This window comes from Thioalkalivibrio sp. ALE28 (assembly GCF_000377425.1).
Classification (GTDB): Bacteria; Pseudomonadota; Gammaproteobacteria; order Ectothiorhodospirales; family Ectothiorhodospiraceae; genus Thioalkalivibrio.
This window is the reverse complement of sequence record NZ_KB898098.1, coordinates 126753-148976: the sequence shown is the minus strand read 5'-3', so window position 1 is coordinate 148976 and position 22224 is coordinate 126753. Positions and strand designations below refer to the sequence as shown.

At 68.4% G+C, this 22224-nt stretch carries 23 protein-coding genes; 14 read left to right on the top strand and 9 right to left on the bottom strand.

Annotation, left to right across the window (positions count from 1 at the left end; all coding sequences use genetic code 11):
- Position 1 precedes the first annotated feature (1 nt).
- Genes rsfS through D105_RS0107800 form a run of 3 tightly spaced genes read left to right on the top strand, consistent with a single transcriptional unit; the run spans position 2 to position 1470 of the window.
- Entirely contained in the window at positions 2-394 is a 393-nt protein-coding gene (rsfS, locus tag D105_RS0107810; protein ID WP_026279156.1) for a ribosome silencing factor, read from the top strand.
- Positions 395-409: 15 nt separating this feature from the next.
- Positions 410-880 (top strand): 23S rRNA (pseudouridine(1915)-N(3))-methyltransferase RlmH, encoded by a 471-nt coding sequence (gene rlmH / locus D105_RS0107805; protein WP_018878083.1) that lies wholly within the window; start codon positions 410-412, stop codon positions 878-880.
- The gene (locus D105_RS0107800) at positions 877-1470 is read left to right on the top strand and encodes a nucleoside triphosphate pyrophosphatase (protein WP_018878082.1); all 594 of its coding nucleotides are present in this window, start codon (positions 877-879) and stop codon (positions 1468-1470) included. Before rlmH ends, D105_RS0107800 begins: the two co-directional genes overlap by 4 nt.
- Positions 1471-1491: 21 nt before the next feature.
- Here the strand turns inward: D105_RS0107800 and D105_RS0107795 are convergent, their stop codons facing one another.
- Both D105_RS0107795 and D105_RS0107790 read right to left on the bottom strand, forming a co-directional pair.
- Entirely contained in the window at positions 1492-1914 is a 423-nt protein-coding gene (locus D105_RS0107795) for a DNA polymerase III subunit chi (protein ID WP_018878081.1), read from the bottom strand.
- A gap of 16 nt (positions 1915-1930) precedes the next feature.
- Positions 1931-3424 (bottom strand): leucyl aminopeptidase, encoded by a 1494-nt coding sequence (locus tag D105_RS0107790; RefSeq protein WP_018876456.1) that lies wholly within the window; start codon positions 3422-3424, stop codon positions 1931-1933.
- 88 nt (positions 3425-3512) lie between these two features.
- Between D105_RS0107790 and lptF the strand changes: the two genes are divergently transcribed.
- From lptF to D105_RS0107775, 3 genes are read left to right on the top strand one after another with little or no spacing between them, the layout of a single operon-like run.
- Entirely contained in the window at positions 3513-4619 is a 1107-nt protein-coding gene (gene lptF / locus D105_RS0107785; RefSeq protein WP_018865708.1) for an LPS export ABC transporter permease LptF, read from the top strand.
- Complete coding sequence (gene lptG, locus D105_RS0107780) at positions 4616-5689, top strand: LPS export ABC transporter permease LptG (RefSeq protein ID WP_018878080.1); 1074 nt, start codon at positions 4616-4618, stop codon at positions 5687-5689. Before lptF ends, lptG begins: the two co-directional genes overlap by 4 nt.
- On the top strand, positions 5686-6330 hold the full coding sequence (locus D105_RS0107775) for a GDSL-type esterase/lipase family protein (protein WP_018878079.1): 645 nt from the start codon (positions 5686-5688) through the stop codon (positions 6328-6330). The genes lptG and D105_RS0107775 overlap by 4 nt, the downstream gene beginning before the upstream one ends.
- Before the next feature lie 321 nt (positions 6331-6651).
- On the opposite strand, the gene D105_RS0107770 is transcribed toward D105_RS0107775, so the two are convergent.
- The gene (locus D105_RS0107770; RefSeq protein WP_018878078.1) at positions 6652-7191 is read right to left on the bottom strand and encodes an RDD family protein; all 540 of its coding nucleotides are present in this window, start codon (positions 7189-7191) and stop codon (positions 6652-6654) included.
- Between the two features lie 59 nt (positions 7192-7250).
- On the opposite strand from D105_RS0107770, the gene D105_RS0107765 reads away from it, so the two are divergent.
- Positions 7251-7604: a PilZ domain-containing protein gene (locus tag D105_RS0107765; RefSeq protein ID WP_018865712.1), complete on the top strand. Its 354-nt coding sequence runs from the start codon at positions 7251-7253 to the stop codon at positions 7602-7604.
- Between the two features lie 7 nt (positions 7605-7611).
- Here D105_RS0107765 and glp read toward each other — a convergent pair whose 3' ends face one another.
- The 3 genes from glp to mobA all read right to left on the bottom strand — a co-directional run bounded on the left by glp (position 7612) and on the right by mobA (position 10192).
- Complete coding sequence (gene glp, locus D105_RS0107760; protein ID WP_018878077.1) at positions 7612-8868, bottom strand: gephyrin-like molybdotransferase Glp; 1257 nt, start codon at positions 8866-8868, stop codon at positions 7612-7614.
- Between the two features lie 13 nt (positions 8869-8881).
- Complete coding sequence (gene mobB, locus D105_RS0107755; protein ID WP_018865714.1) at positions 8882-9418, bottom strand: molybdopterin-guanine dinucleotide biosynthesis protein B; 537 nt, start codon at positions 9416-9418, stop codon at positions 8882-8884.
- A 63-nt stretch (positions 9419-9481) separates the two neighbouring features.
- A complete protein-coding gene (mobA, locus tag D105_RS0107750; protein ID WP_018878076.1) occupies positions 9482-10192 on the bottom strand; it encodes a molybdenum cofactor guanylyltransferase MobA in 711 nt (236 codons plus the stop codon).
- On the opposite strand from mobA, the gene D105_RS0107745 reads away from it, so the two are divergent.
- From D105_RS0107745 to D105_RS0107730, 4 genes are all read left to right on the top strand, one after another.
- Positions 10191-11753 (top strand): nodulation protein NfeD, encoded by a 1563-nt coding sequence (locus D105_RS0107745; protein WP_026280445.1) that lies wholly within the window; start codon positions 10191-10193, stop codon positions 11751-11753. The genes mobA and D105_RS0107745 overlap by 2 nt on opposite strands.
- Before the next feature lie 39 nt (positions 11754-11792).
- Positions 11793-12605 (top strand): slipin family protein, encoded by an 813-nt coding sequence (locus D105_RS0107740; protein WP_018878074.1) that lies wholly within the window; start codon positions 11793-11795, stop codon positions 12603-12605.
- A gap of 3 nt (positions 12606-12608) precedes the next feature.
- Entirely contained in the window at positions 12609-13514 is a 906-nt protein-coding gene (gene xerD / locus D105_RS0107735) for a site-specific tyrosine recombinase XerD (RefSeq protein WP_018876448.1), read from the top strand.
- 92 nt (positions 13515-13606) lie between these two features.
- Positions 13607-14320, top strand: coding sequence for a DsbC family protein (locus D105_RS0107730; RefSeq protein WP_018876447.1), 714 nt, complete (start codon positions 13607-13609; stop codon positions 14318-14320).
- A gap of 291 nt (positions 14321-14611) precedes the next feature.
- On the opposite strand, the gene trxA is transcribed toward D105_RS0107730, so the two are convergent.
- Positions 14612-15487 (bottom strand): thioredoxin, encoded by an 876-nt coding sequence (gene trxA / locus D105_RS0107725; RefSeq protein ID WP_018878073.1) that lies wholly within the window; start codon positions 15485-15487, stop codon positions 14612-14614.
- 460 nt (positions 15488-15947) lie between these two features.
- Between trxA and parE the strand changes: the two genes are divergently transcribed.
- On the top strand, positions 15948-17834 hold the full coding sequence (gene parE, locus D105_RS0107720; protein ID WP_018878072.1) for a DNA topoisomerase IV subunit B: 1887 nt from the start codon (positions 15948-15950) through the stop codon (positions 17832-17834).
- A 63-nt stretch (positions 17835-17897) separates the two neighbouring features.
- Here parE and D105_RS0107715 read toward each other — a convergent pair whose 3' ends face one another.
- A complete protein-coding gene (locus D105_RS0107715) occupies positions 17898-19046 on the bottom strand; it encodes a glycerate kinase (RefSeq protein ID WP_018878071.1) in 1149 nt (382 codons plus the stop codon).
- 281 nt (positions 19047-19327) lie between these two features.
- Entirely contained in the window at positions 19328-20689 is a 1362-nt protein-coding gene (locus D105_RS0107710) for a GntP family permease (protein WP_018878070.1), read from the bottom strand.
- A gap of 94 nt (positions 20690-20783) precedes the next feature.
- Here D105_RS0107710 and D105_RS0107705 point away from each other — a divergent pair, with 94 nt between their 5' ends.
- Both D105_RS0107705 and D105_RS0107700 read left to right on the top strand, forming a co-directional pair.
- On the top strand, positions 20784-21419 hold the full coding sequence (locus tag D105_RS0107705) for a Spy/CpxP family protein refolding chaperone (RefSeq protein ID WP_018878069.1): 636 nt from the start codon (positions 20784-20786) through the stop codon (positions 21417-21419).
- Positions 21420-21490: 71 nt separating this feature from the next.
- Positions 21491-22141: a cupin domain-containing protein gene (locus D105_RS0107700; protein ID WP_018878068.1), complete on the top strand. Its 651-nt coding sequence runs from the start codon at positions 21491-21493 to the stop codon at positions 22139-22141.
- The last annotated feature ends 83 nt before the right edge of the window (positions 22142-22224 follow it).

The following is a 22224-nucleotide window of genomic DNA, read 5'->3' as shown; positions in this document are numbered from 1 at the left end:
CATGAACAGTGAACAACTCCTGGAGCTGGTGACCACCGCTCTGGACGACATGAAGGCCCAGAACATCCGCAGCATCGACGTCCGCGGCAAGACCACGCTGGCAGACTACATGGTGATCGCCTCCGGGACCTCCGGGCGTCACGTGCAGTCCACCGCGGAGTCGGTGGCAATGAAGGCCAAGGAGGCCGGCATCCAGCCGCTGGGGGTCGAGGGCCAGGAGAGCCAGGAGTGGGTGCTGGTGGACCTGAACGACGTGATCGTCCACGTGATGCTCCCGGAGACCCGCGACTTCTACAACCTGGAAAAGCTCTGGCTGGCCGAGGAGGCCGCGGATACCGAAAAGGCCGCGCCCGAGGACCCCAGCCTGGAGCGCGTCCGCCGCCTGCGCGGCTGACCGGGGCGCGCCGCCATGCGCCTGGACCTGATTGCGATCGGCAAGCGCATGCCCGACTGGGTGGCGGCCGGGTTCGACGAGTACGCCGGTCGTCTGCCGCGCGAGCTGAACCTGAACCTGCAGGCCCTGGCCGGCCCCTCCGGGGCCAAGTCCATGGATACGGCCACGCTGCTGCGGCGCGAGGGCGAGATCCTGCTGAAGGCCATCCCCGAGGGCGCCCGCGTGATCCTGCTGGACGAGCGCGGCAAGGGCGTGGACACCAGGGGCGTCGCGCGGCGCCTGGAGGACTGGCAGCAGGACGGGCGCGATGTCGCGCTGGTGATCGGCGGGGCCGCGGGGCTGGATGAGGCCGTGCGCGCCCGTGCGGAATGGGCCTGGTCGCTGTCGCCGCTGACCTTCCCGCACATGCTGGTGCGGGTGCTGGTCGCCGAGCAGCTCTACCGCGCCTGGTCGCTGCTGAACAACCACCCCTACCACCGCGCGTGACGCCCGTGGCTCATCCGCTGCTGCTGGCCTCGGCCTCCCCGCGCCGCCGCGAACTGCTGGAGCAGATCCAGCTCGCCTTCGAGGTGGCGCCGATGGACGTGGACGAGACCCCGTTACCGGGCGAGTCCCCGGAGGTGCTGGTCGAACGCCTCGCCATCGCCAAGGCCGAGGCGGCCATCGCGTGCGGCATCCCGGGGCAGTGGGTGCTGGCCGCGGATACCGTCGTCGCGGTGGGCGACGAGGCCCTGGGAAAGCCCGCGGATTTCGCCGATGCCGAGGCCATGCTGCAACGCCTTTCCGGCGGGGAGCACCGGGTGGTATCCGGCATGGCGCTGGGCCGGCCCGGTGCATCCATGCGGGCGCGTACCGTGACGACCCGCGTGCGCATGCGGCCGCTGACGTCATCCGACATCGCGGCCTACTGGGCGACCGGCGAGCCGCGTGGCAAGGCCGGCGCCTATGCCATCCAGGGGCGCGGTGCCGCCTTTGTCGAATGGATCGAAGGGTCCTACACCAATGTGGTCGGCCTGCCCCTGTTCGAGCTGGAGGCCTGGCTGCGCGAGATTCCCGACCCGCCACCGCGCGTCTGAACCGCCGCCGTCAGCGCCCCTTTACTGGATGTTGTGGTGCTCCAGCGGGTAGCCGCGTTCCTTGAAGTAGCGGTAGCGGGCGCGGCCCGCGTCGCGTTCCGACTCCTCGCCGCCGACGATATCCGCGACGCGCTCGAAGCGCCCGCAGTACTCCGGCACCTCCGGCGCCAGGTTGATCAGCACGTCGCAGCGATCCGACGGGGCATGGGCCTCGTGCAGGGAGACCGGGACTTCCGCATCGCGCACATCGGTGCTGTGCGGCAGGAACGCGGTGTCCTCGAAGGTCCACAGCCACTCGTCCAGCGTGCGCGTCAGCTCCGGCGAGCCGGTGTGGATGTGCACGCGATGGCCCTGGCTGCTGGCCTTTTTCGCCAGGCGGCAGGTGAAGCGCAGGCGCGCCTCCGGGGCCGGGTCCTGCAGCAGGTAGAAGCTGACGTGGGTCATCCGCGCCCGACCCGGATCAGGCCTGGTCGAGCAGGTAGCGCATCAGCATCGGCACTGGGCGGCCGGTCGCGCCCTTCTCCTTGCCGCTCTTCCAGGCCACGCCGGCGATATCGACATGCGCCCAGGTGTAGTCCTCGGTATAGCGCGACAGGAAGCAGGCGGCGGTGATGGTGCCGGCCGGACGCCCGCCGATATTGGCCATGTCGGCGAAATTGCTCTTCAGCTGTTCCTGGTACTCCGGCCACAGCGGGAGCTGCCAGCCGCGATCGCCGGTCTCCTCGCCGGCGGCCAGCAGGCCCTTCGCCAGGCGCTCGTTGTTGCCCAGGATCGCCGCGCCCTGATGGCCCAGCGCGATGATGCAGGCCCCGGTCAGGGTGGCGATGTCGATGACCACCTTCGGCTTGTAACGCTCAACCCAGGTCAGGGCGTCGGCCAGCACCAGACGGCCCTCGGCGTCGGTGTTCAGGATCTCGACGGTCTGCCCGGACAGGGTGGTGACGATGTCGCCCGGGCGCGTCGCGCGGCCATCGGGCATGTTCTCGGCACTGGTGACCACGCCGACCACATTGACTGGCAGCCCCAGCTCGCAGCAGGCTTCGATCACCCCGAACACGCTGGCCGCGCCGCACATGTCGTACTTCATCTCGTCCATCTCGGCGCCGGGCTTCAGCGAGATGCCGCCGGTGTCGAAGGTGATGCCCTTGCCGACCAGCACCACCGGGGCGTCGCCCTTCTTGCCGCCGGAGTACTCCATCGCGATCAGGCGCGGCGGGCGCTCGGAACCCTTGCCGACCGCCAGGATGGCCCCAGCCCCGAGCTTCTCCAGGTCCTTCTCGTCCAGGACCGTGGCCTTCAGCTGCTTGTATTGCTTCGCCATCTCGCGGGCGGTGTCGGCCAGGCTCTCCGGGTAGCAGACATTCGGCGGGGTGTTGCCCAGGTCCTTCGCGCGGTTCACGCCGGTGGCGATCGCCGCGGCCTCGGTGCAGGCCTGCTTCGCGGTCTCGGCGTCCTTGCGCTCCACGCACAGCTGGATCTTGTCCAGCTTCACCGGGGTGGTCTTCTCCTTGCCCTTGAACGGGGTGAAGCGGTAGGCGGCCTCCGAGATCGCCGCGACCAGGGTGTGCACCACCCAGGCGATGTCCTTGCCGCGCGGCTGGAAGTCCGCGACCGCGATCGCGGCGCTGGTGGCCGGGCGCTCGACCAGTGCGGCGGCCAGGGCCTGCGCCGCCTTGCGCGCGGCGCGGGCGTCGAAGTCCTTCTTCGCCCCCAGGCCGATCAGGAGTGCGCTACCCTTCCCCTGATTGCCTGGGCTGCCACCGCCGGGCAGCAACAGCCGGCTGCCGGCCTCGCCATCCATCTCGCCGGCCTTCAGCAGTGCCGCGATCTCGCCGTCGCGCGCGGCATCCAGGGCACTGGCGCCCGCGGCCGGATTGCGCTTGTGATTGATGCCGGCGGCGCGGATGCCGGCGCGGGGTTTGTCGAGGGTCGAAGTGGTGACGGAGAATTGCATGAATGCCTCCCGAAAATGAGTTCCATCATGGTACCAGCGCCACGCGGCGACCGACCACGCGCCGCGCGGGCCGCGGGGTAATGCGCGCATGATTCTGCGCCGTGCCGAACGCTTCATCGCCCGCGAGCTGCTGGTCACCCAGACCGCGGTCACCATCGTCCTGCTGCTGGTCATCATCGGCGGCGTGCTGGCGCGGGTGCTGCGGGACGTCGCCGAGGGCACGATCCCGGTCGATTTTCTGCCGCCGCTGGTGGCCTTCGGTGCCTTCAAGGGCATTGTCTTCCTCTGGCCGGTGGCGCTGTTTCTGGCCTTCATGCTGGTGCTGGGCCGGTTGCAGCGCGACAGCGAACTGGTCGCGCTGCAGGCCAGCGGCATGTCCTTCGCCGCGCTTTATCGCGCGCTTTTGTGGGTGGCCGTGCCCGCGACGCTGCTGCTGCTGGTGCTGATGATGCTGGTGGTGCCGCGTACCGAGGCCCAGATCGATCAGTTCCGCGACCTGGCCGAGCAGCGCTCCGACCTGGTCGGGATTACCCCCGGGCGTTTCCTGCGCTCGCGGGTGGGCGAGCAGGTCTTCTTCGCCGAGCGCCTGAGCGAAGACCGCGAGGCGCTGCTGGAGGTGTTCATCTACCGGGAGGTGGAGGGCGAGGCGCAGGTGACCGTGGCCGAGCGCGCGATCCCCGATCCCGGGGCGGAGGGCAGCGGCTTCCTGATCCTCGAGAACGGCTACCGCCACGTCGGTGTGCCGGGCGAAAGCAGCTTCCGCATGCTCGAGTTCGAGCGCCTGCGGACCCAGATCACCGAACCGGACGCCGGGGCGGGGCGCCGCTCGCTGAACGCGATGTCGACGCTGGATCTCTGGGAGGAGCGGCATCGCCCCGACCACCGCGCGGAGCTGGAATGGCGCCTCGCCATGCCGCTGTCGATCCTGGTGCTGAGCCTGATCGCGCTGCCGCTGGCGCAGGTGCCGCCGCGCACCGGCCGTTATGCGCGTATCCCGGCGGCGATCGGCGTCTACGTGCTGTATGCCAACCTGTTGATCCTGGGGCAGGGCCAGCTGGCGGACGGGCGCACGCCGCTGGCCCTGGGCCTGTGGTGGACGCACGGCTCGATGCTGGTGCTTTGGCTGGTGCTCGCCTGGCGCAAGGGCATGCTGGGCCTCGGCCGGGCCATGGAGCGTGACGAGGTGACGCCATGACGACGGTGCTGGGGCGCTACATCATGCGCCAGGTCCTGATCGGGACCGCGCTGGCCGTGGTCCTGCTGGTGGCGCTGGATGCGGTGTTCGCGCTGATCGACGAGCTGCGCGACACCGGGCGAGGCAACTACGGGCTGACCGAGGCGCTTTTGTACGTGGCGCTGACCCTGCCGCGGCGGATGTACGACATGCTGCCGTCGGCGGCGTTGCTGGGTGGTCTGTTGTGGCTGGGCAATCTGGCCGCGAACAGCGAGCTGACCGCGATGCGCGCGGCCGGGATGACACTGGGCCGCTTTATCGGCTGGGTGATGCAGGCCGGCCTGGTCGTCGTGGTGGCGATGGTGGTGGTGGGCGAGTTCTTCGCCCCGGCCGCCGAGAGCCGGGCGCAGAACCTGAAGGCGACGGCCTTCGACGAACAGCTGAGCGTGAGCCCGATCGGGCTGTGGGCACGCGATGGCCGGCGCATGGTGCAGGCGGATACCGTGTTGCCGGGCAATCGGCTGATCGGGGTGCGCATCATCGAGGTGGACGCGAATCGCGAGCCGCGCGAGATCACGCGCGCCCAGAGCGCACAGTACGAGGGCGGGGCCTGGCGGCTGCAGGACGTAAAACGCTCAAGGCTGTCGCTGGAACGTGTCGAGTCGGAGCGTCTGGAGACCGAAACCATCGAGCGGCTGATCGCGCCGGAATACTTCGACGTGCTGGTGGTCGAGCCGGGCCAGATGGCGGCGCAGAACCTGGCGCGCTATATCGGCTACCTGCAGGAGAATCGCCTGGACTCGGCCCCCTATGAGGTCGCGTTCTGGCAACGCCTGACCCTGCCGGCCAGCACCTTCGTGATGCTGCTGCTGGCCATCCCGTTCCTGTTCGGTTCCCAGCGCGAGGGCGGGGCCGGCCGGCGGTTGTTCATCGGCATCGCGATCGGCGTGTCCTTCGCAATCGTGATGCGCGCGATGACCCACCTGGGGCTGGTCTACAACCTGCCGCCCTTCGTCGCCGCCAGCCTGCCGGTCGTGCTGTTCCTGATCCTGGCACTGGTGGCGCTGTATCGCATGGGGCGCCAGACATGATGGCCTGGCTGCGCGCGGGCTTCCTGCTGGGGCTGGTCGCCATGCTGGTGGCCTGCGGGAGCGGCGTCCCGGGCGACTTCGATCCGCTCCCGCGCCAGGCGACAGTACTGGCCTTCGGCGACAGTGTGACCCACGGGACCGGGGCCGGAGCGGGCGAGGACTACCCGGCGCGCCTGGCGGCGATCACCGGCTGGACGATCGTCAACGACGGGGTGCCCGGGGATCGCGCCAGCAGCGCCCGCGAGCGTCTCGCCCCGAGCCTGCGCGCGCACGAGCCCGATCTGGTGCTGATCTGGCTGGGTGGCAACGATTTCCTGCGCCAGCGCGACCCGGCCGCGGTGCGCGAGGATCTGCGTCTACTGGTGGAGACCGTTCGCGACCATGGAGCCCAGCCCCTGCTGCTGGGGGTGCCGCGGGCCTCCGCCCTGGGCGCGGCCACCGGCCGCCTGCGGGACGACCCGATCTACCGCGAGCTGGCGCACGAGGAACAGGTGCCCCTGATCGAGGACGTGCTCTCGGGGGTGCTGTCCGAGAGCGATCTGCGCGCGGACCCGGTCCACCCCAACGCCCGCGGCTACCGCCGCATCGCCACCGAGATCGCCGAGGCCCTGGACGACCTCGGCCTCTGGCTCGCCCCCTGATGGTTGTGCACCACGAAGCGCACGAAGGCACGAAGAAGGGCCAGGTCAAAAGCGATTGAACCACAGAGAGCACGGAGGGCACGGAGAAAATCGGTGTTTGTTTGGCGGCGGGCAGTGTGCCGACGTGCGCAATAGATCGCATCAAGCCTGCGGACCGACCACCCCCGGTAGATTTCGCGTGGCTCGACCCGTCCCGGCGAGGTTCGATCCGAAAGCCTTTCGGTTTTCTCCGTGTCCTCTGTGTTCTCCGTGGTGAATCCGCCCTTTGCCCTTCTTCGTGCCTTCGTGTGCTTCGTGGTGAAACAAACAACCGGATCGAGGTCAGGTCTTGCGGTTCTGTTTCCAGCGGGGTTTGGCGAGGCCGGGGATGCGCACCAGTTCGGTGCCGGTGAGCCAGTCGTGCAGCATCCAGCGCCGCGGGTGGAACTGCGACAGGCCGATCGCGAACAGCGCCGCCGCGGTGACCACCGTAATGGCGACCGCGCCGTATTCGCGCACCGCCCAGATGGCCATCAGGATCACCAGCCACTGGGCGACCGCAACCAGATAGCGCAGCGTCGCCTGCCAGGCATTGACGGCGTGTCCGCCCTCGGTGCGCAGCTGTATGTTCCAGGCCTGCATGCCGAGCGTCTGCCCGGTGCGCGTCCAGAACCAGTAGAAGAACCCCCAGGCCACGATCAGGTTGAGCACGAAATGGGCGCGGGGCGAGTACAGCCCGGTCGTGTTGCCGAGGATGACCACCAGCAGGCCGAGGACCATCCAGATCGCCACCAGCAGCAGGGCGTCGTAGACGATGGCGGCCAGGCGGCGCAGCAGGCTGGAGGGCTGGCCGTCGATGGACGAGGCGGCGGTTTCGGTCATGGGCGTTCCGGGTGGTTCTGGATTTGGCCGCGGGTGCGGAGTGGGCGTAGTCTTGCCGCATGGAGCGACGCTTTCAACGTATCCCCCTGGAATTTCCGGCTACCCTGCTCACCGATGGCGGGGGCGGCCCGGTCCGGGTGGAGGATATCTCCCTGAAGGGCGTGCTGCTGGAGGGCGCGGATCTTCCCGCGATGGCCGATGGCGACGAGGTCAGTGTCGACATCCCGCTCAGCGAGGAGGCGCGGATCACCTTCGAGGGCCGGGTGCGCTGGCACGAGGGCCTGTGGCTGGGCGTGGAGATCGAGGCCATGCCGCTGGAATCCGCCTCCCACCTGCGCCGTCTGGTCGAGCTCAACCTCGGTGACGAGGCCCTGCTGGAGCGCGAATTCGCCGCGCTGATCCAGGCCGACTGACTCGGCCTCAGGGGGTCGGAAAGATCTCCCGAAACGGCAGGACCTCCACCCAGTCACCCGCACGGGCCCCGGCGGATTCGCGTGGCAGGACGACGTAGGCGTTGGCCTCGCTCATCGCGCGCAACTGATGTGAACCCTGGCCGCCGGCGGCGCGCACCACCCAGCCGCGTTCGTCGGTCTCCAGCACCGCGCGCTGGAAATCCTTGCGCCCGGGGGTCTTGTGGAGGTCTTCCAGCAGGCGTGCGTTCAGGGTCTGCGGTGCGGTCGCTGCGCGCCCGGCCAGCTGCTGCAGGGCCGGGCGCACCAGCAGGGCGAAGGTGGTCATTACGGCCACCGGATTGCCCGGCAGACCGAAGAAGTGGGCCTGGCCGAAATGCCCGAAGGCCAGGGGGCGCCCGGGCTTGATGGCCAGCTTCCAGAAGCCGACCTGGCCGGAGGCCTGCAGCACGCGGGTCACATGGTCGGCATCGCCGACCGAGACCCCCCCGGTGGTGATGATCACGTCGGCCGTTTCCCCGGCACGCGTCAGGGCCTCGCGTACCGCCTCCTCGGTGTCGCGGATTACGCCGTAGTCCTGCACCTCGACCGGGTAGGCCGCGAGCAGCGCCCGCAGGGTGTGGCGGTTGCTGTCATGGATCTGCCCCGGGCCCAGTGGCTGATCCACGGGCACCAGTTCGTCCCCGGTCGAGAAGAAGGCCACGCGCGGCCGGCGCAGTACCTTCACCCGGGCAATGCCCTGGCTCGCCAGCACCCCGATCTCGGCGGCGCCCAGGGTTGTCCCGGCGGCATACAGCGGGGTCCCGGCGGCGGTGTCGCCACCCGGGCCGCGGATGTTGTGGCCCGTGGCGAGGTCACCGTTTTGCAGAAGGATGGTGGCGTCGTCCCGTTCCACCTGCTCCTGCATCACGACCAGTTCGGCCCCTTCCGGTACCACCGCGCCAGTCAGGATGCGCACGCACTGGCCCGGTTGCAGTTCGCCATCCCAGGGGTGCCCGGCCGCCGAGGTGCCCACCAGTGCCAGGCGCGCACCCTTGGCGGCGTCCGTCGCGCGCAGGGCGTAGCCATCCATGGCGGAGACCGCGGCGGGTGGTACGTCGATGCGCGCGGCCACGGGCTCCGCCAGGGTCCGCCCGAGGGCCTGCTCCAGCGCCACTGTCTCCTGTTCCTCGAGGCTCTGGCAGGCTTCCAGGATCGCGGTACGGGCCTGTTCCAGGGTCTTGGCGTTGGGATCGAACTCGTCGCAGCCGGGGGCAGCCTCGGACATGGGGGTCTCCGGGTCAGGGGTGGATGTCCAGGTAGTCGATGACGAAGGCCGCCACTGCGTCGGGGTCATTCACCGGCAGCAGCGGGCCGTCGAAGTCCAGTGTGGTGGCATCGGTGGCGACCGCGACCACGCCGGGGATCTCGCGGTACAGCGGGGCCTTGCCCACCGACGGCCGATGCACCTCGATCTTGGGCAGGTCCCATTGCTTGAAACCCTCGACCAGGATCAGGTCGGAGCGGCGCGGGTCCAGGCGCGCGCAGAGCATGTCCAGGTCCGGCACGCGGCCATCGTCGGTCTCCGGGGTCTCCACCATCAGGGCGTAGCGCCGACCGGAGGCCACCAGCATCTGGTCGGCGCCGGCATGGCGCAGCTCATGACTGTCCTTGCCCGGCTTGTCCACGTCGAACTCGTGGTGGGCATGCTTGATCATCGCCGGACGCAGGCCGCGGGCTCGCAGGGCCGGGATCACGCCCTTCAGCAGGGTGGTCTTGCCGCTGCCGCTCCAGGCGGCGAAGCCGATGCGCGGGAGCTTGGAGGTGGACTGGATCATGGTGGCCTGCCTGCGTTAAGCGCGTCCGAGTATAGCGAGATCCGGCCGGGTCGCGAGGGGCGTTCAGCCCATCAGGTCCCCGGGGGTGTTGATGTTGGCGAATGCCTCCGGCTGATCGGAGAAGTCCACCGTGATCGCGCCGATCTCGTGAAACCAGCGTCCCACCGCCAGCGAACCATGCGCGAGATCGCTCTGCAGGCGCGTCGCCACCGCGGGCTCGAGCAGGCCGAACAGGGGCTGCAGGCGGTGGCCGTCGTGGGCAATGGCGGCGGGCGCCGGGTGGGTCTCCAGGGCCTGGCGCAGGCGGCATTCCAGGTCCAGGGGCAGCTCGGGTGCGTCCACCGGCGCGCACAGGATCGCGTGGTCGGGGAAGGCCGCGAAGGCCGCGGCGATCCCGGCCAGCGGGCCGCGATAATCGGCGTGGGAATCGGTCAGGACGGGAAACCCCAGCGCTTGATAACGGTCGATATCGGTATTGCTGCTGATGGCCAGGCGCGGCGCCTGGGGGCGCAGGCGCGCGATGGCGTGTTCGATCAGGGGGCGGCCCCGATACTCGACCCAGCCCTTGTTGCGCCCGCCCATGCGCAGGCCCTGACCGCCGGCCAGTATCACGGCGGCGAGATTCTCGGGCGGGGTCTGCTTTGCCTGCGGGTCCATGCGGGTCTGCGGGTTCGGCGCGGGTCCGGCCTTTGGTTTATCGTGGTGGGCGAGTCGGCTGTCGCGTGTGCGCACGCAGTGTACGACGAATCCACCCTGACGGGAGAGGAAGCCCATGCGGGTTTCATTTGGACGCAAGGCAGGAGTGGGCGGAGGGCGCCGCTGGCGCCACCTGCTGTGGCTGACCCTCCTGGTGCTCGGGGCCGGCTGGCTGGCCGCCTCGAGCCTGGCCCAGACCGCGGATCGCCACGGCCTGTTGCTGACGGTGAATGACGCGATCGGCCCGGCCACCGGCGACTACATCCGCCGGGGGATCGAGCGGGCCGAGGCCGAGGACGCCGAGATCCTGGTCCTGATGCTGGATACCCCGGGCGGTCTGGATTCCAGCATGCGCAGCATCATCAAGAACATCCTGCAATCGGATGTGCCGGTGGTCACGTATGTCCACCCGGCGGGTTCCCGCGCGGCCAGCGCCGGCACCTACATGCTTTACGGGTCGCATGTCGCGGCCATGACCCCGGCCACCAATCTGGGCTCGGCCACCCCGGTGCAGATGGGCGGCGGCGGGCTCCCGGGCATGGACCCGCCGGAGCCGGACGAGGACGCGCGCGACGATACGGAAACCGACGAGGCCAATGGCGAGGCGCGCGACGACGAAACGGACGCGGCGGATGAGCCTGCGGATGAGAATGGAGCCGACAACGGCGAGGTCGAACCCGCCAGCGAGGAGGAACTGCTGGAGGACGACCCGGCCCCGCGCCGCGGCGGCGACGCGATGGAGCGCAAGGTGCTGGAGGACGCGGTGTCCTATATCCGCGGCCTGGCGGAACGCTACGGACGCAATGCCGACTGGGCGGAAGAGACCGTACGCGAGGGCTCCAACCTGACCGCGACCGCCGCGCTGGAGCAGAACGTCATCGACTTCGTGGCGGACAACCTGAGCGACCTGCTCGCCCAGATCGACGGGCATACCGTGCGCATGCACGACGGCGAGCGCACGCTGGCGACCGAAGGGCTGGAGATCGTGCGCATGGATCCGGACTGGCGTACCCAGTTGCTGTCCGTGATCACCAACCCGAACATCGCCTATATCCTGATGCTGCTGGGGATCTACGGCATCATCTTCGAACTGGCCAATCCGGGCGCGATCTACCCCGGCGTGATCGGTTCGATCGCGCTGATCCTGGCGTTCTTTGCGCTGCAGGTGATGCCGGTGAACTATGCGGGCCTGGCGCTGATGCTGCTGGGCATGATCTTCATGATTGCGGAGGCCTTCGTGCCCAGTTTCGGGGCGCTGGGCATAGGAGGCATCGTGGCATTCACGACCGGTTCCATCATCCTGTGGGACGACCCCAACCTGAACGTGGCCCTGCCACTGGTGATCGGCACGGCCATCGCCATCGGCATCCTGTCCGTCTGGGTGCTGGGACGGCTGTTCAGCCTGCGCGGCAAGAAGCCCGCCACCGGCTATGAAGAGATGATCGGGATGATCGGCGAGGCGCGCGAGGACTTCGATCGCAGCGGCCGGGTCTGGGTCCACAGCGAACAGTGGAACGCCGAGACCTCGGCACCGGTCCGCGAGGGACAGAAGGTGCGCGTGACCGCCATCGAAGGACTCAGGCTGCGGGTCGAACCCGTGACTGAAGAAGACACCCCGGGCACTGCCACGACCGGCTGACCGGTCGCCGCCGAGCCCATAACGCAGAAGGAGCAGGACATGAACGATCTCGGTTTCTTTGTCGTCCCGCTAGTCATCCTGGTCGCCATCATCGTGATGTCGATCAAGGTGCTGCGCGAGTACGAGCGCGGCGTCATCTTCTTCCTCGGCCGTTTTCAGTCGGTGAAGGGTCCGGGTCTGATCATCGTGATCCCGGGCATCCAGCAGATGGTGCGGATCGACCTGCGCATCATCACGCTCGACGTGCCCAGCCAGGACGTGATCTCGCAGGACAACGTGACGGTACGCGTGAACGCGGTGCTGTACTTCCGCGTGGTGGATTCCGCCAAGTCGGTGATCCAGGTCGAGGACTACTACGCCGCCACCAGCCAGCTCGCGCAGACCACGCTGCGCTCGGTGCTCGGCAAGCATGATCTGGACGAGATGCTCTCCGAGCGCGACAAGCTGAACAACGACATCCAGGAGATCCTCGATGCCCAGACCGACGCCTGGGGCATCAAGGTCACCAATGTCGAGATCAAGCATGTCGACCTGGACGACTCCATGATCCGCGCGATCGCGCGCCAGGCCGAGGCCGAGCGCGAACGCCGCGCCAAGGTCATCCACGCCGAGGGCGAACTGCAGGCGGCCGAAAAGCTGGTGCAGGCGGCGCAGCAGATGGAGGCCAGCCCCTCTTCGCTGCAACTGCGCTACATGCAGACGATGTCCGACATGTCGACCAACGGCAACGCCAACACCATCTTCTTCCCGCTGCCGCTGGAACTGACCAAGGTCTTCGAGAACCTGGCCGGCAAGTTCCGCGCGGAGAACCCGGACGCCCCGGGCAATGTCGGGAAACCTGGTGGCCAGTAACGCGTGAGCGTCGCCACGGCGGCATCTCCGGCCCTCGACCGCTTCCTGGACGAGCTCTGGGCGGTCGAGGGTCTGTCCGACCACACCCTGTCGGCCTACCGGCGCGATCTGGAGGGTCTGGCGCACTGGCTGGAACCCAGGGGGGCAAGCCTGGAATCCGCCCGTGCGGCCGATCTCCTGGGCTATGTCAGCGCCCGCATGCAGGCCGGGGCACGGCCGAAGTCCATCACCCGGGCACTGTCCAGCATCCGGCGTTTTTATCGCTATCTGGTCCACCAGGGCGAGCGCGAGGATGATCCGAGCGCCGGGATCGAGTCCCCCCGGGCCGGGCGCCCGTTGCCGGACAGCCTGTCCGAGGCCCAGGTGGAGGCCCTGCTGCGGGCCCCCGATATCGACGATGCGGTCGGGTTGCGGGATCGCGCGATGCTGGAACTGATGTATGCCACCGGACTGCGGGTCTCCGAACTGGTGGGGCTGGAGCAGTCGGAGGTGAACAGTCGGCAGGGCGTGGTGCGCATTACCGGCAAGGGCGACAAGGAACGCCTGATCCCACTGGGCGAGGAGGCGGCCCACTGGCTGGCTCGCTATCAGCGCGAGGCACGGCCGGACCTGATGGACGGTCACCCGCCCTGCGAGGCGGTGTTCGTCACCCGGCGTGGCGGCGGGCTCACGCGTCAGGCCTTCTGGTACCGCATCAAGGCTCACGCGCGCCGTGCCGGCATCGAGTCGCCACTGTCGCCGCACACCCTGCGCCATGCATTTGCCACGCATCTGCTGGACCACGGGGCGGACCTGCGCGTGGTGCAGATGCTGCTGGGCCACAGCAGTCTGTCGACCACACAAATCTATACCCACGTCGCACGCGCCCGCCTGCAGAGCCTGCATGCGGAACATCATCCCCGCGGCTGACGTCTATTACCGGACTCCGCCAGATGGCCCGGGGATACCCCCGCGAGGCTGGTAAACTGGCGCCGCTTTTTTGTATCGACACGAGAGAATCCATGTCCCTGAAACGTGCTCTTCCCCTTGCTGCGGCCCTGGCCGTCATCAGTACCCCGCTCATGGCCACCGAGGCCATCGAGGAATACATGGCCCGGGTCATCCCGGATACCGAGATCGACAGCATCCGCGAGACGCCGATGGAAGGTGTCTTTGAGGTCCGTTACGGCACCGATATCCTCTATGTCTCCGAGGACGGGCGCTATCTGATCCAGGGCAACATGGTCGACCTGGAGACCCGCGAAAACCTGACCCAGTCCGCGCTCAGCGGCGTGCGCGCGGACATGTTCGCCGCCATCGACGACAGCGAGCTGGTGACCTACTCGCCGAACGGGGAGACCCGGGGCGTGCTGAACATCTTCACCGATCCGAACTGCCCCTACTGCCGCGAGATCCATCAGGACCTGCCGGAGTATCTGTCGGCCGGGATCAAGGTGCGTTACCTGATGTTCCCGGTGCTGGGACGTGATTCCCCGGAGATCATGGACCGTATCTGGTGCGCGGAGGATCGCGAAGAGGCGATGGACCGGGCCAAGGAAGGCGACAAGCTGAACGATATCGACGGCAGCTGCGCCACGCCGCAGGATCAGCACATGGCCATGGGGCAGCAGCTCGGCCTGCGCGGCACCCCGGCGCTGATCACCGAGGGTGGCCAGCAGCTCTCCGGTTACCAGGAACCGCAGGCCGTGATCGAGCGCATCCTCGGCAGCAACTGATCCGGACGTCGACCGGGCCGCAGCCAGCGGCCCGGCTCGACCCACCCGGGAAGGGCCCCTTTGTGGGAGCGAGCCTGCTCGCGAATCCCCGCCCGCGCTTGCCCTGCACACCGTGGTTCCCGTCGCGGGTGCAGCTCGGATCGATGGTGGTTGATCAACGCCAATCGCCGAGGGGGCTCGGCTCCTACGGGGGGCTTGCCGCGTGCTGCAGGAGGCCAGCCCTCTGGCCGACGGGGCGACTTCGAAGTCGTAGCCGTCTGCAAGGATGCTGTGACGGCAACCGGAGCCCGGTCAGTACAGCAGCGAGGCCATCTGCCGGCGGAACTGACCGACCAGCGGGTGATCGTTGCCGAGGACCTCGAACGCGGCCAGCAGGCCCTTCTGGCCGGCCCCGTCGTTGTAGGAGCGGTGCTGTTTCATCAGTTGCAGGTACAGCCCCAGCGCCTCCTCGGCGCGGCCGGACAGCATCGCGTAGGCGGCCATCTGCTCCAGTGCCTCGGGGCGCGGATCGCCTTCCTGCAGCTCCTGTGCCAGCGCCTGCGGGTCGATGCCGGCGGCCGTCTTGGCGAATACCAGGCGGGCACGCAGGGCCTTCGCCTCTTCCTTTTCGCTCTGGTCCAGCGGGAGCTTGCCGAGCTCGGCCTCGGCGGCTTCCGGGTCGCCGGCTTGGGCGAGCGCGCGGGCCAGCTCGATGCGCAGGTCGCCGTTGTCCGGGTCCTCTTCCAGCGCCGCGCGCAGCGTGGCGAGGGCCGCGTCCGTGTCTCCGGCCTGGGCCTGTTCGCGGGCCTTCTCGATCAGCTTGTCGGAAGGCTTCTCCAGGTACTGGTCGATCATCGCGCGGATGTTCGGCTCCGGCTGCACGCCCATGAACTGGTCCACCGGCTTGCCGTGACGGAAGATCATCACCGTGGGCAGGCTGCGCACACCGTACTGCTGCGCCAGGGCCTGCTGCTCGTCGCTGTTGACCTTGGCCAGGCGGAACTTGCCGGCGTACTGCGCGGCCAGTTGCTGCAGCATCGGCATCAGCTGCTGGCAGGGCCCGCACCAGGCGGCCCAGAAATCCACCACGACCGGGCGCTTGTGGGATTCGTCCAGAACGGCCTGCTGGAAATCCTCCTGGGTCACGTCGAGGATGTCGTTGCCAGTGATGCTCGCGGCTTCTTCCATCGGAAACCTCCTGTGAAGACGGGGATACGGAATCTGTCCTGCATTGTTGGGATCGGCCCCGGGATTGCAAGCAGCCTTTCCCCCGCGGGCTTTGGTACGCTGCGCACAGTCCGGGACGAGGGGGCGCGCCGGTAACGAAACCCGCCACCCTCGTCATCGCGAGGCGCGCTGCGCTGTGGCGATCCATGCGTGTGGCCCCGGCGCCGGCAGGCGCGGACGTCGGGGCTTGCGTTGAGGGGTTCCTTCGTTGCCTGTGGCTCCTCGCAATGACGAGGTAAAGGCACCGTCATCGCGAGCGCCGCAGGCGCGTGGCGATCTCCGTGGACGGTCCCGGCGCTGGCCCGGACCAACGCCGGGGGGTTCGTTGGGAGGTTGCTTCGTCGCTTCGCTCCTCGCAATGACGGTGCCTGTTCAGAAGGCCGGGTTCGGCAAAGGGCATGATCAATAAAGGGGTTCCTGTGTGAGCTATTCCGCATCCGATATCGAGGTCCTCGAGGGGCTGGACCCGGTGCGCAAGCGCCCGGGCATGTACACCGACACCACCCGCCCGAACCATCTGGCGCAGGAGGTGATCGACAACTCGGTGGACGAGGCGATCAGCGGCCACGCGAAGCGGATCGACGTGGTCCTGCACAAGGACGACTCGGTCTCCGTGTCGGATGACGGCCGCGGCATGCCGGTGGATCTGCACCCGCGCGAGAACCGCCCGGGGGTCGAGGTGATCCTCTCCACGCTGCATGCGGGCGGGAAGTTTTCCGACAAGAACTACCAGTTCTCCGGGGGTCTGCACGGGGTGGGCGTCTCGGTGGTCAATGCGCTGTCACAGCAGCTCGAGGTGCAGATCAAGCGCGACGGGCGCGAGTACCGTATGGCCTTCGCCGGCGGCCACAAGACCCAGGACCTGGAGGCGGTGGGGGAGGTCGGCAAGCGCAATACCGGCACCACACTGCATTTCTGGCCGGACCCGCAGTACTTCGATTCGGCGAAGTTCTCGGTGCCAAAGCTCAAGCACATCCTGCGCGCCAAGGCCGTGCTGTGCCCGGGCCTGACGGTCACGTTCCGCGACGAGACCACCGGCGAGGCCTGCGAGTGGTGCTATCAGGCGGGGCTGCGCGACTATCTGGTGGAGGCCCTGGATGGCCTCGATCGTGTGCCGGAGGAGCCATTCATGGGCTCGGTCTCCGGGGCCACCGAGGCTGCCGACTGGGCGGTCACCTGGCTGCCGGAGGGCGGCGAGGTGGTCAGCGAGAGCTACGTGAACCTGATCCCGACGACTCAGGGTGGCACGCACGTGAACGGCCTGCGCACCGGTCTGACGGATGCCGTGCGCGAGTTCTGCGAGTTCCGCAGCCTGCTGCCGCGCGGGATCAAGCTGGCGCCGGAGGATGTCTGGGAGCGGGTCTCCAGCGTGCTGTCGTTCAAGATGCAGGACCCGCAGTTTGCCGGGCAGACCAAGGAACGCCTGTCCTCGCGCCAGGCCGCGCCGTTTGTCTCCGGCGTGGTCAAGGATGCCTTCAGCCTGTGGCTGAACCAGCACCCGCAGCAGGGCGAGCGCATTGCCGAGCTGGCGATCCAGAACGCGCAGAAGCGCAGCCGTGCCGGGCGCAAGGTGGTGCGCAAGAAGGTCACTCAGGGGCCGACCCTGCCGGGCAAGCTGGCCGACTGCGCCAGCCAGGACCTGGAGCGCACCGAGCTGTTCCTGGTCGAGGGCGACTCGGCCGGCGGCTCCGCCAAGCAGGCGCGTGACCGCGACTTTCAGGCGATCATGCCGCTGCGTGGCAAGATCCTGAATGCCTGGGAGGTCGATCCCGACCAGGTGCTGGGTTCCCAGGAGATCCATGACATCTCCGTGGCCCTGGGCGTGGATCCGGGGCAGACCAGCCTCGACGGGCTGCGCTACGGCAAGGTCTGCATCCTGGCCGACGCCGACTCCGACGGCGCGCACATCGCCACCCTCCTGTGCGCGCTGTTCCTGAGGCACTTCCGCCCGCTGGTGGAGCGGGGGCATATCTACATCGCGATGCCGCCGCTTTATCGCGTGGACGTCGGCAAGCAGACCTTTTACGCGCTGGACGACGACGAGAAGGCCGGCGTGCTGGAACGCATCGAGGCGGAGAAGATGAAGGGCAAGGTCTCCGTGACCCGCTTCAAGGGCCTGGGCGAGATGAACCCCCTACAGCTGCGCGAGACCACCATGAACCCGGACACCCGGCGCCTGGTACAGCTCACCCTGGACGCCGCCGACGACACCCAGCAACTGATGGACATGCTGCTCGGCAAGAAGCGCGCCTCCGAACGCCGCGCCTGGCTGGAAGGCAAGGGCCACCTGGCCGACGTCGCCGTCTGACGCCAGGCGCCCGGCCTCTCAGCTCAACGTCATCACGTACGAGCGCGTTCAGTGGGATGATGTTCAGTCCGGTGCGGATGGTGAATCTGTCGGGTGACGGGCCTCGACCAGAGTGCGGGTACGCTCGGCGATGTAGCGCGCGGGGTGGGCCAGAGCCTCGTCCAGGGTGATGCTGCCATCGCACAGGGCGCGGGCATCGCTCAGGCCAACGGCCGCCAGCTCGGCCGCGTCGCAGGCGATGGAGCCGGCCACCGCCACGACCGGCACCTGATGCTCGCGGGCGCGACGTACCACCTCGGCGACGACCTTGCCGTGCGAGGTCTGGCCGTCGAGCTGGCCCTCGCCGGTGATGACCAGGTCGGCCTCCCGCAGCGCGGCATCCAGTCCGATCAGCTCGGCCAGATAGCCGGCCCCCATGCGGGCGCGGCCGCCGAGAACGCAGTCCAGCGCGAAGCCGAGCCCGCCGGCGGCGCCCGCCCCCGGGGTGTCGACGGGCCGCTGCAACTGCCCCGCGGCCTCGATGGCGGCGGCCAGGCGCTCCATGTGGGCATCCATGGCCGGGATGTCTGCGGTCTTCAGGCCCTTTTGCGGTCCGAACACGGCCGCCGCGCCATGCGGCCCGGTCAGCGGGTTGTCGACGTCGTTCAGGACGGTGATGTCGACGCGGGCCAGGCGCGGGTCCAGTGTGTCGAAGTCCACCCGTTGTAGATCCGCGAGGCCCGCGGGGTGGGGCGGCAGGCGCTGCCCTTGCGCATCGAGGAAACGCACGCCCAGCGCGGCCAGCATGCCCGCGCCGCCGTCCACCGTGCCGCTGCCGCCGAGACCGATCAGCAGGTGTTCGGCGCCCGCGTCCAGGGCGGCCAGCATCAACTCGCCGACCCCGAAGCTGTGGAGCTGCCAGGGGTCGTGGCGATCATCGGGGATCCGGTCCAGGCCGCAGGCGGAGGCGACATCGATCACCGCGCGCCGCTCGCGATGATCGCAGCCCCAGCCGGCACTCAGGTGGGTGCCGGTGGGGCTGGTCACGTCGGACAGGTGCCAGGCCCAGCCGAGGGTATGGCTGACCAGACGGGCCGTGCCCTCGCCACCGTCGGCCATGGGCAGGGCGCGTATCCGGGCATCCGGGCGGGTCGCGTGCACGCCCCGGGCCATGGCGGCCGCCACGTCCTCGGCTTCGAGGCTTCCCTTGTAGCTGTCCGGGCACACCACCACCCGGAAATGACCAGGGGGACGCTGACTAATCGGCACGTTCGCGCTCGAGTCGACTCTGCGCGCTGACAAGGCGCGGTGAGTGAAGTGTAGCCGAGCTACATGAGCGAGCTGCAACGCCGTCAGCGCGCAGAATCGGCCGAGCCCCTTCGGGGTTGGTGCCCCCTGTTCCCCGATGCTGCGTTGCGCCGCTTGCGGGTAGAACCACTACCCGCTGCACGACGCGCCTTGTCTCGGGAAACAGGGGGGTACCAACGCGAGCGTGCCGATTGGTCAGCGTCCCCCTAGACAAAGATGAGCCCCAGGATGTAGATGGTGATCATTGCGCTGATGCCCTGCAGCAGCGTAGCGGTGGTGAACGCCTTGTACGCGGTGGACACCTTCATGCGGCTAAACTGGGTGACCACCCAGAAGAAGCTGTCATTCGCGTGCGAGACGGTCATTGCCCCGGCACCCACGGCCATCACCGCCAGGACCATGCCCATGGTGGAATCCAGGCCCAGCGAGGCCAGCATCGGCGCGATCATGCTGGACGCGGTGACCAGTGCCACGGTGGACGAGCCCTGCGCGGATTTCAGTGCGGCCGCGATCAGGAACGGCACCAGCAGGCCCAGGCCCAGCCCGCTCAGCAGGTCGCCCAGCTGATCGCCGATCGGGGTCTCGCGCAGCACGTTGCCGAAGGCGCCGCCCGCGCCGGTGATCAGGATGATCGGCGCGGCCAGCAGGATCGCGTCCACCGTCATCTGGTGGAAGCGGTCCTTGATGCCGGCCCCCTTGATCAGCAGCAGCGCGAAGATCACGCCGATCGCCAGCGCCACCACCGGGGTGCCGAGGAAGATCAGGGCCGCGGCGAGCATGCCGGGGTCGGTATCGCGGGTGGCCAGCGCGGCCACCGAGCCGATGGAGATCAGTACGATCGGCGCCAGGATGGGCATGAAGGCGCCCAGGGTCGTCGGGCGATGCTCCAGCTTGATCTCTTCCTTCTCGATCTCCTGACCAGTCGCTTCGCTGATCGGGTCCGGTTCCAGCAGCTCGTCGTCGTTGGCCTTCGCGTAGCGGCTGGCCCACAGCCAGCCAACGGCGGCCGCCACCGCGGACACGAACAGGCCGACCAGAATCACCAGGCCCAGCGCATCGGCGATGCCGACATTGCTGGCGGCCGCGATCGGGCCGGGGGTGGGTGGCACGAAGTTGTGGGTGGCGAACAGGCCGGTGGCCAGCGCGACACTCATGGCGACCACCGAGATGCCGGCGGTCTTGGCCAGGGCATTCTTCAGCGAGTTCAGGATCACGTAGCCCGAGTCGCAGAACACCGGGATGGACACGATGTAGCCGATGATCGAGACCGTCAGGGTGGGGAAGCGGTCGGACAGCGTACGGATGATTGCCTCTGCCATGACCACGGCGGCACCGGTGCGGTCGAGGATGACCCCGATGATCGTGCCCAGCGCAATCACGATACCGATATAGCCCAGGGTGCTGCCGAAGCCGTCGTTGATGACGCTGATGGCCTCGCGCGGGGCGATGCCGCCGATGATCGCCATCACGAAGGCGGCGATCAGCAGGGCCAGGAACGGGTGCACGCGCAGTTTCGCCGTGGCGAACACCAGCGCGGCAACGACCACAATCAGTCCGATAATCAGCATGTCGCGTCCTTTCTGTTTTGGTTGTTCTGGGTGCCGCTCTGGAGTCTAGACGTCCCGTAGTGATCCCGCGCCCCGAGATCGCCAGCGATCTACAATGCGAACACTTTTCACCGTCGAGGGTTCCATCATGCATCGTATATTCCGCTTTTCCGGGTGGCTGGTTGTGGGGATTGCCCTGGCCGTTGCGGCGCCGGTTGCGGCCAATCCGTACTCCGAATTGCAGGCACGCGAGATCAAGGCACTCTCCGCGCAGGAGACCGAGGATTTGCTGGAAGGGCGGGGTATGGGCATGGCGCTGCCGGCCGAACTGCATGGCTATCCGGGGCCGATGCATGTGCTGGAGGTGGCCGACTCGCTGGAGCTGACGCCCGAGCAGCGGCGCGAGACCGAGCGCCTGTTCGCGGCGATGCGGGAGCAGGCGCGTGATCTCGGCCGGCGCATCGTGGAGCGGGAGCGGGAGCTGGATGCGCGCTTCGCGGAAGGCGGGATCAGCAGCGCGACCATCGAGTCGCTGACCGTCGAGATCGGCGAGCTGCGTGGCCGCCTGCGCCACGTGCATCTGTCCTACCACCTGGAGATGGACGCGCTGCTCGACGCGGAGCAGAAGGCGCGCTATCGAGAGGCCCGTGGCTATCAGGGCGAGTCCGGTGGCTCGCCAGGGGCGCATTCCGGGGGCGGCCATCACGACCATCACGGTCATCATCCGGGGCGCGAAGGGCACCACCACTGAGGGCCTGCTCTCCCTGACCAGGAACTAACAGCGGGTCGCGTGTTCGACTGGGGAGGTGAACGGAGCGCGCGATGGAAGCCCTGAATCTGGATCTGCAGCAGCCGGTGGTGGTGGAGACGGCCGCCATGTCGTGGAGCGGCAGCCGCGCCGAAGGCGTGGTGCGCAAGCCGCTGGAACGCGAGCTGGCGGAAGCAGGCCGCGCCACCAGCGTCGTGCAGTTCCAGCCCGGAGCCCGCTTCCCGCCGCACACCCATGCACTGGGCGAAGAGATCCTGGTACTCGACGGCGTGTTCTCTGACGAGGCCGGGGACTATCCCGCTGGCACCTACCTGCGCAACCCGCCCGGTTCCCGCCACGCGCCGCACTCGGACCCCGGCTGCACATTGTTCGTGAAGCTCGAGCAGTTCGCCCCGGAGGACCGCGACAAGGTGGTGGTGGATACCCTTTCGGCGCCGTTCCAGCCGGGCATCGGCGGGCTGCGGGTCCTGCATCTGCACAGCTTCGAGACCGAACACACCGCACTGGTGCACTGGCCGGCCGGCGAACATTTCCAGCCCCATCGGCACTGGGGCGGGGAGGAAATCTTGGTGCTGTCCGGTGAATTCATCGACGAGCACGGGCGTTACCCCGCCGGCACGTGGATTCGCAGCCCGCACCTGAGCCAGCACAATCCCTGGGTGGAACAGGAGACCCTGATCTACGTGAAGACGGGGCACCTGTGACCCTTAGGCCCCGAGGACCGCGGACGCGCCCGTCTATGCTTCCAGTCAGAGGCCGGCGCCCGGTCGAGCCAACCCCGGCACCG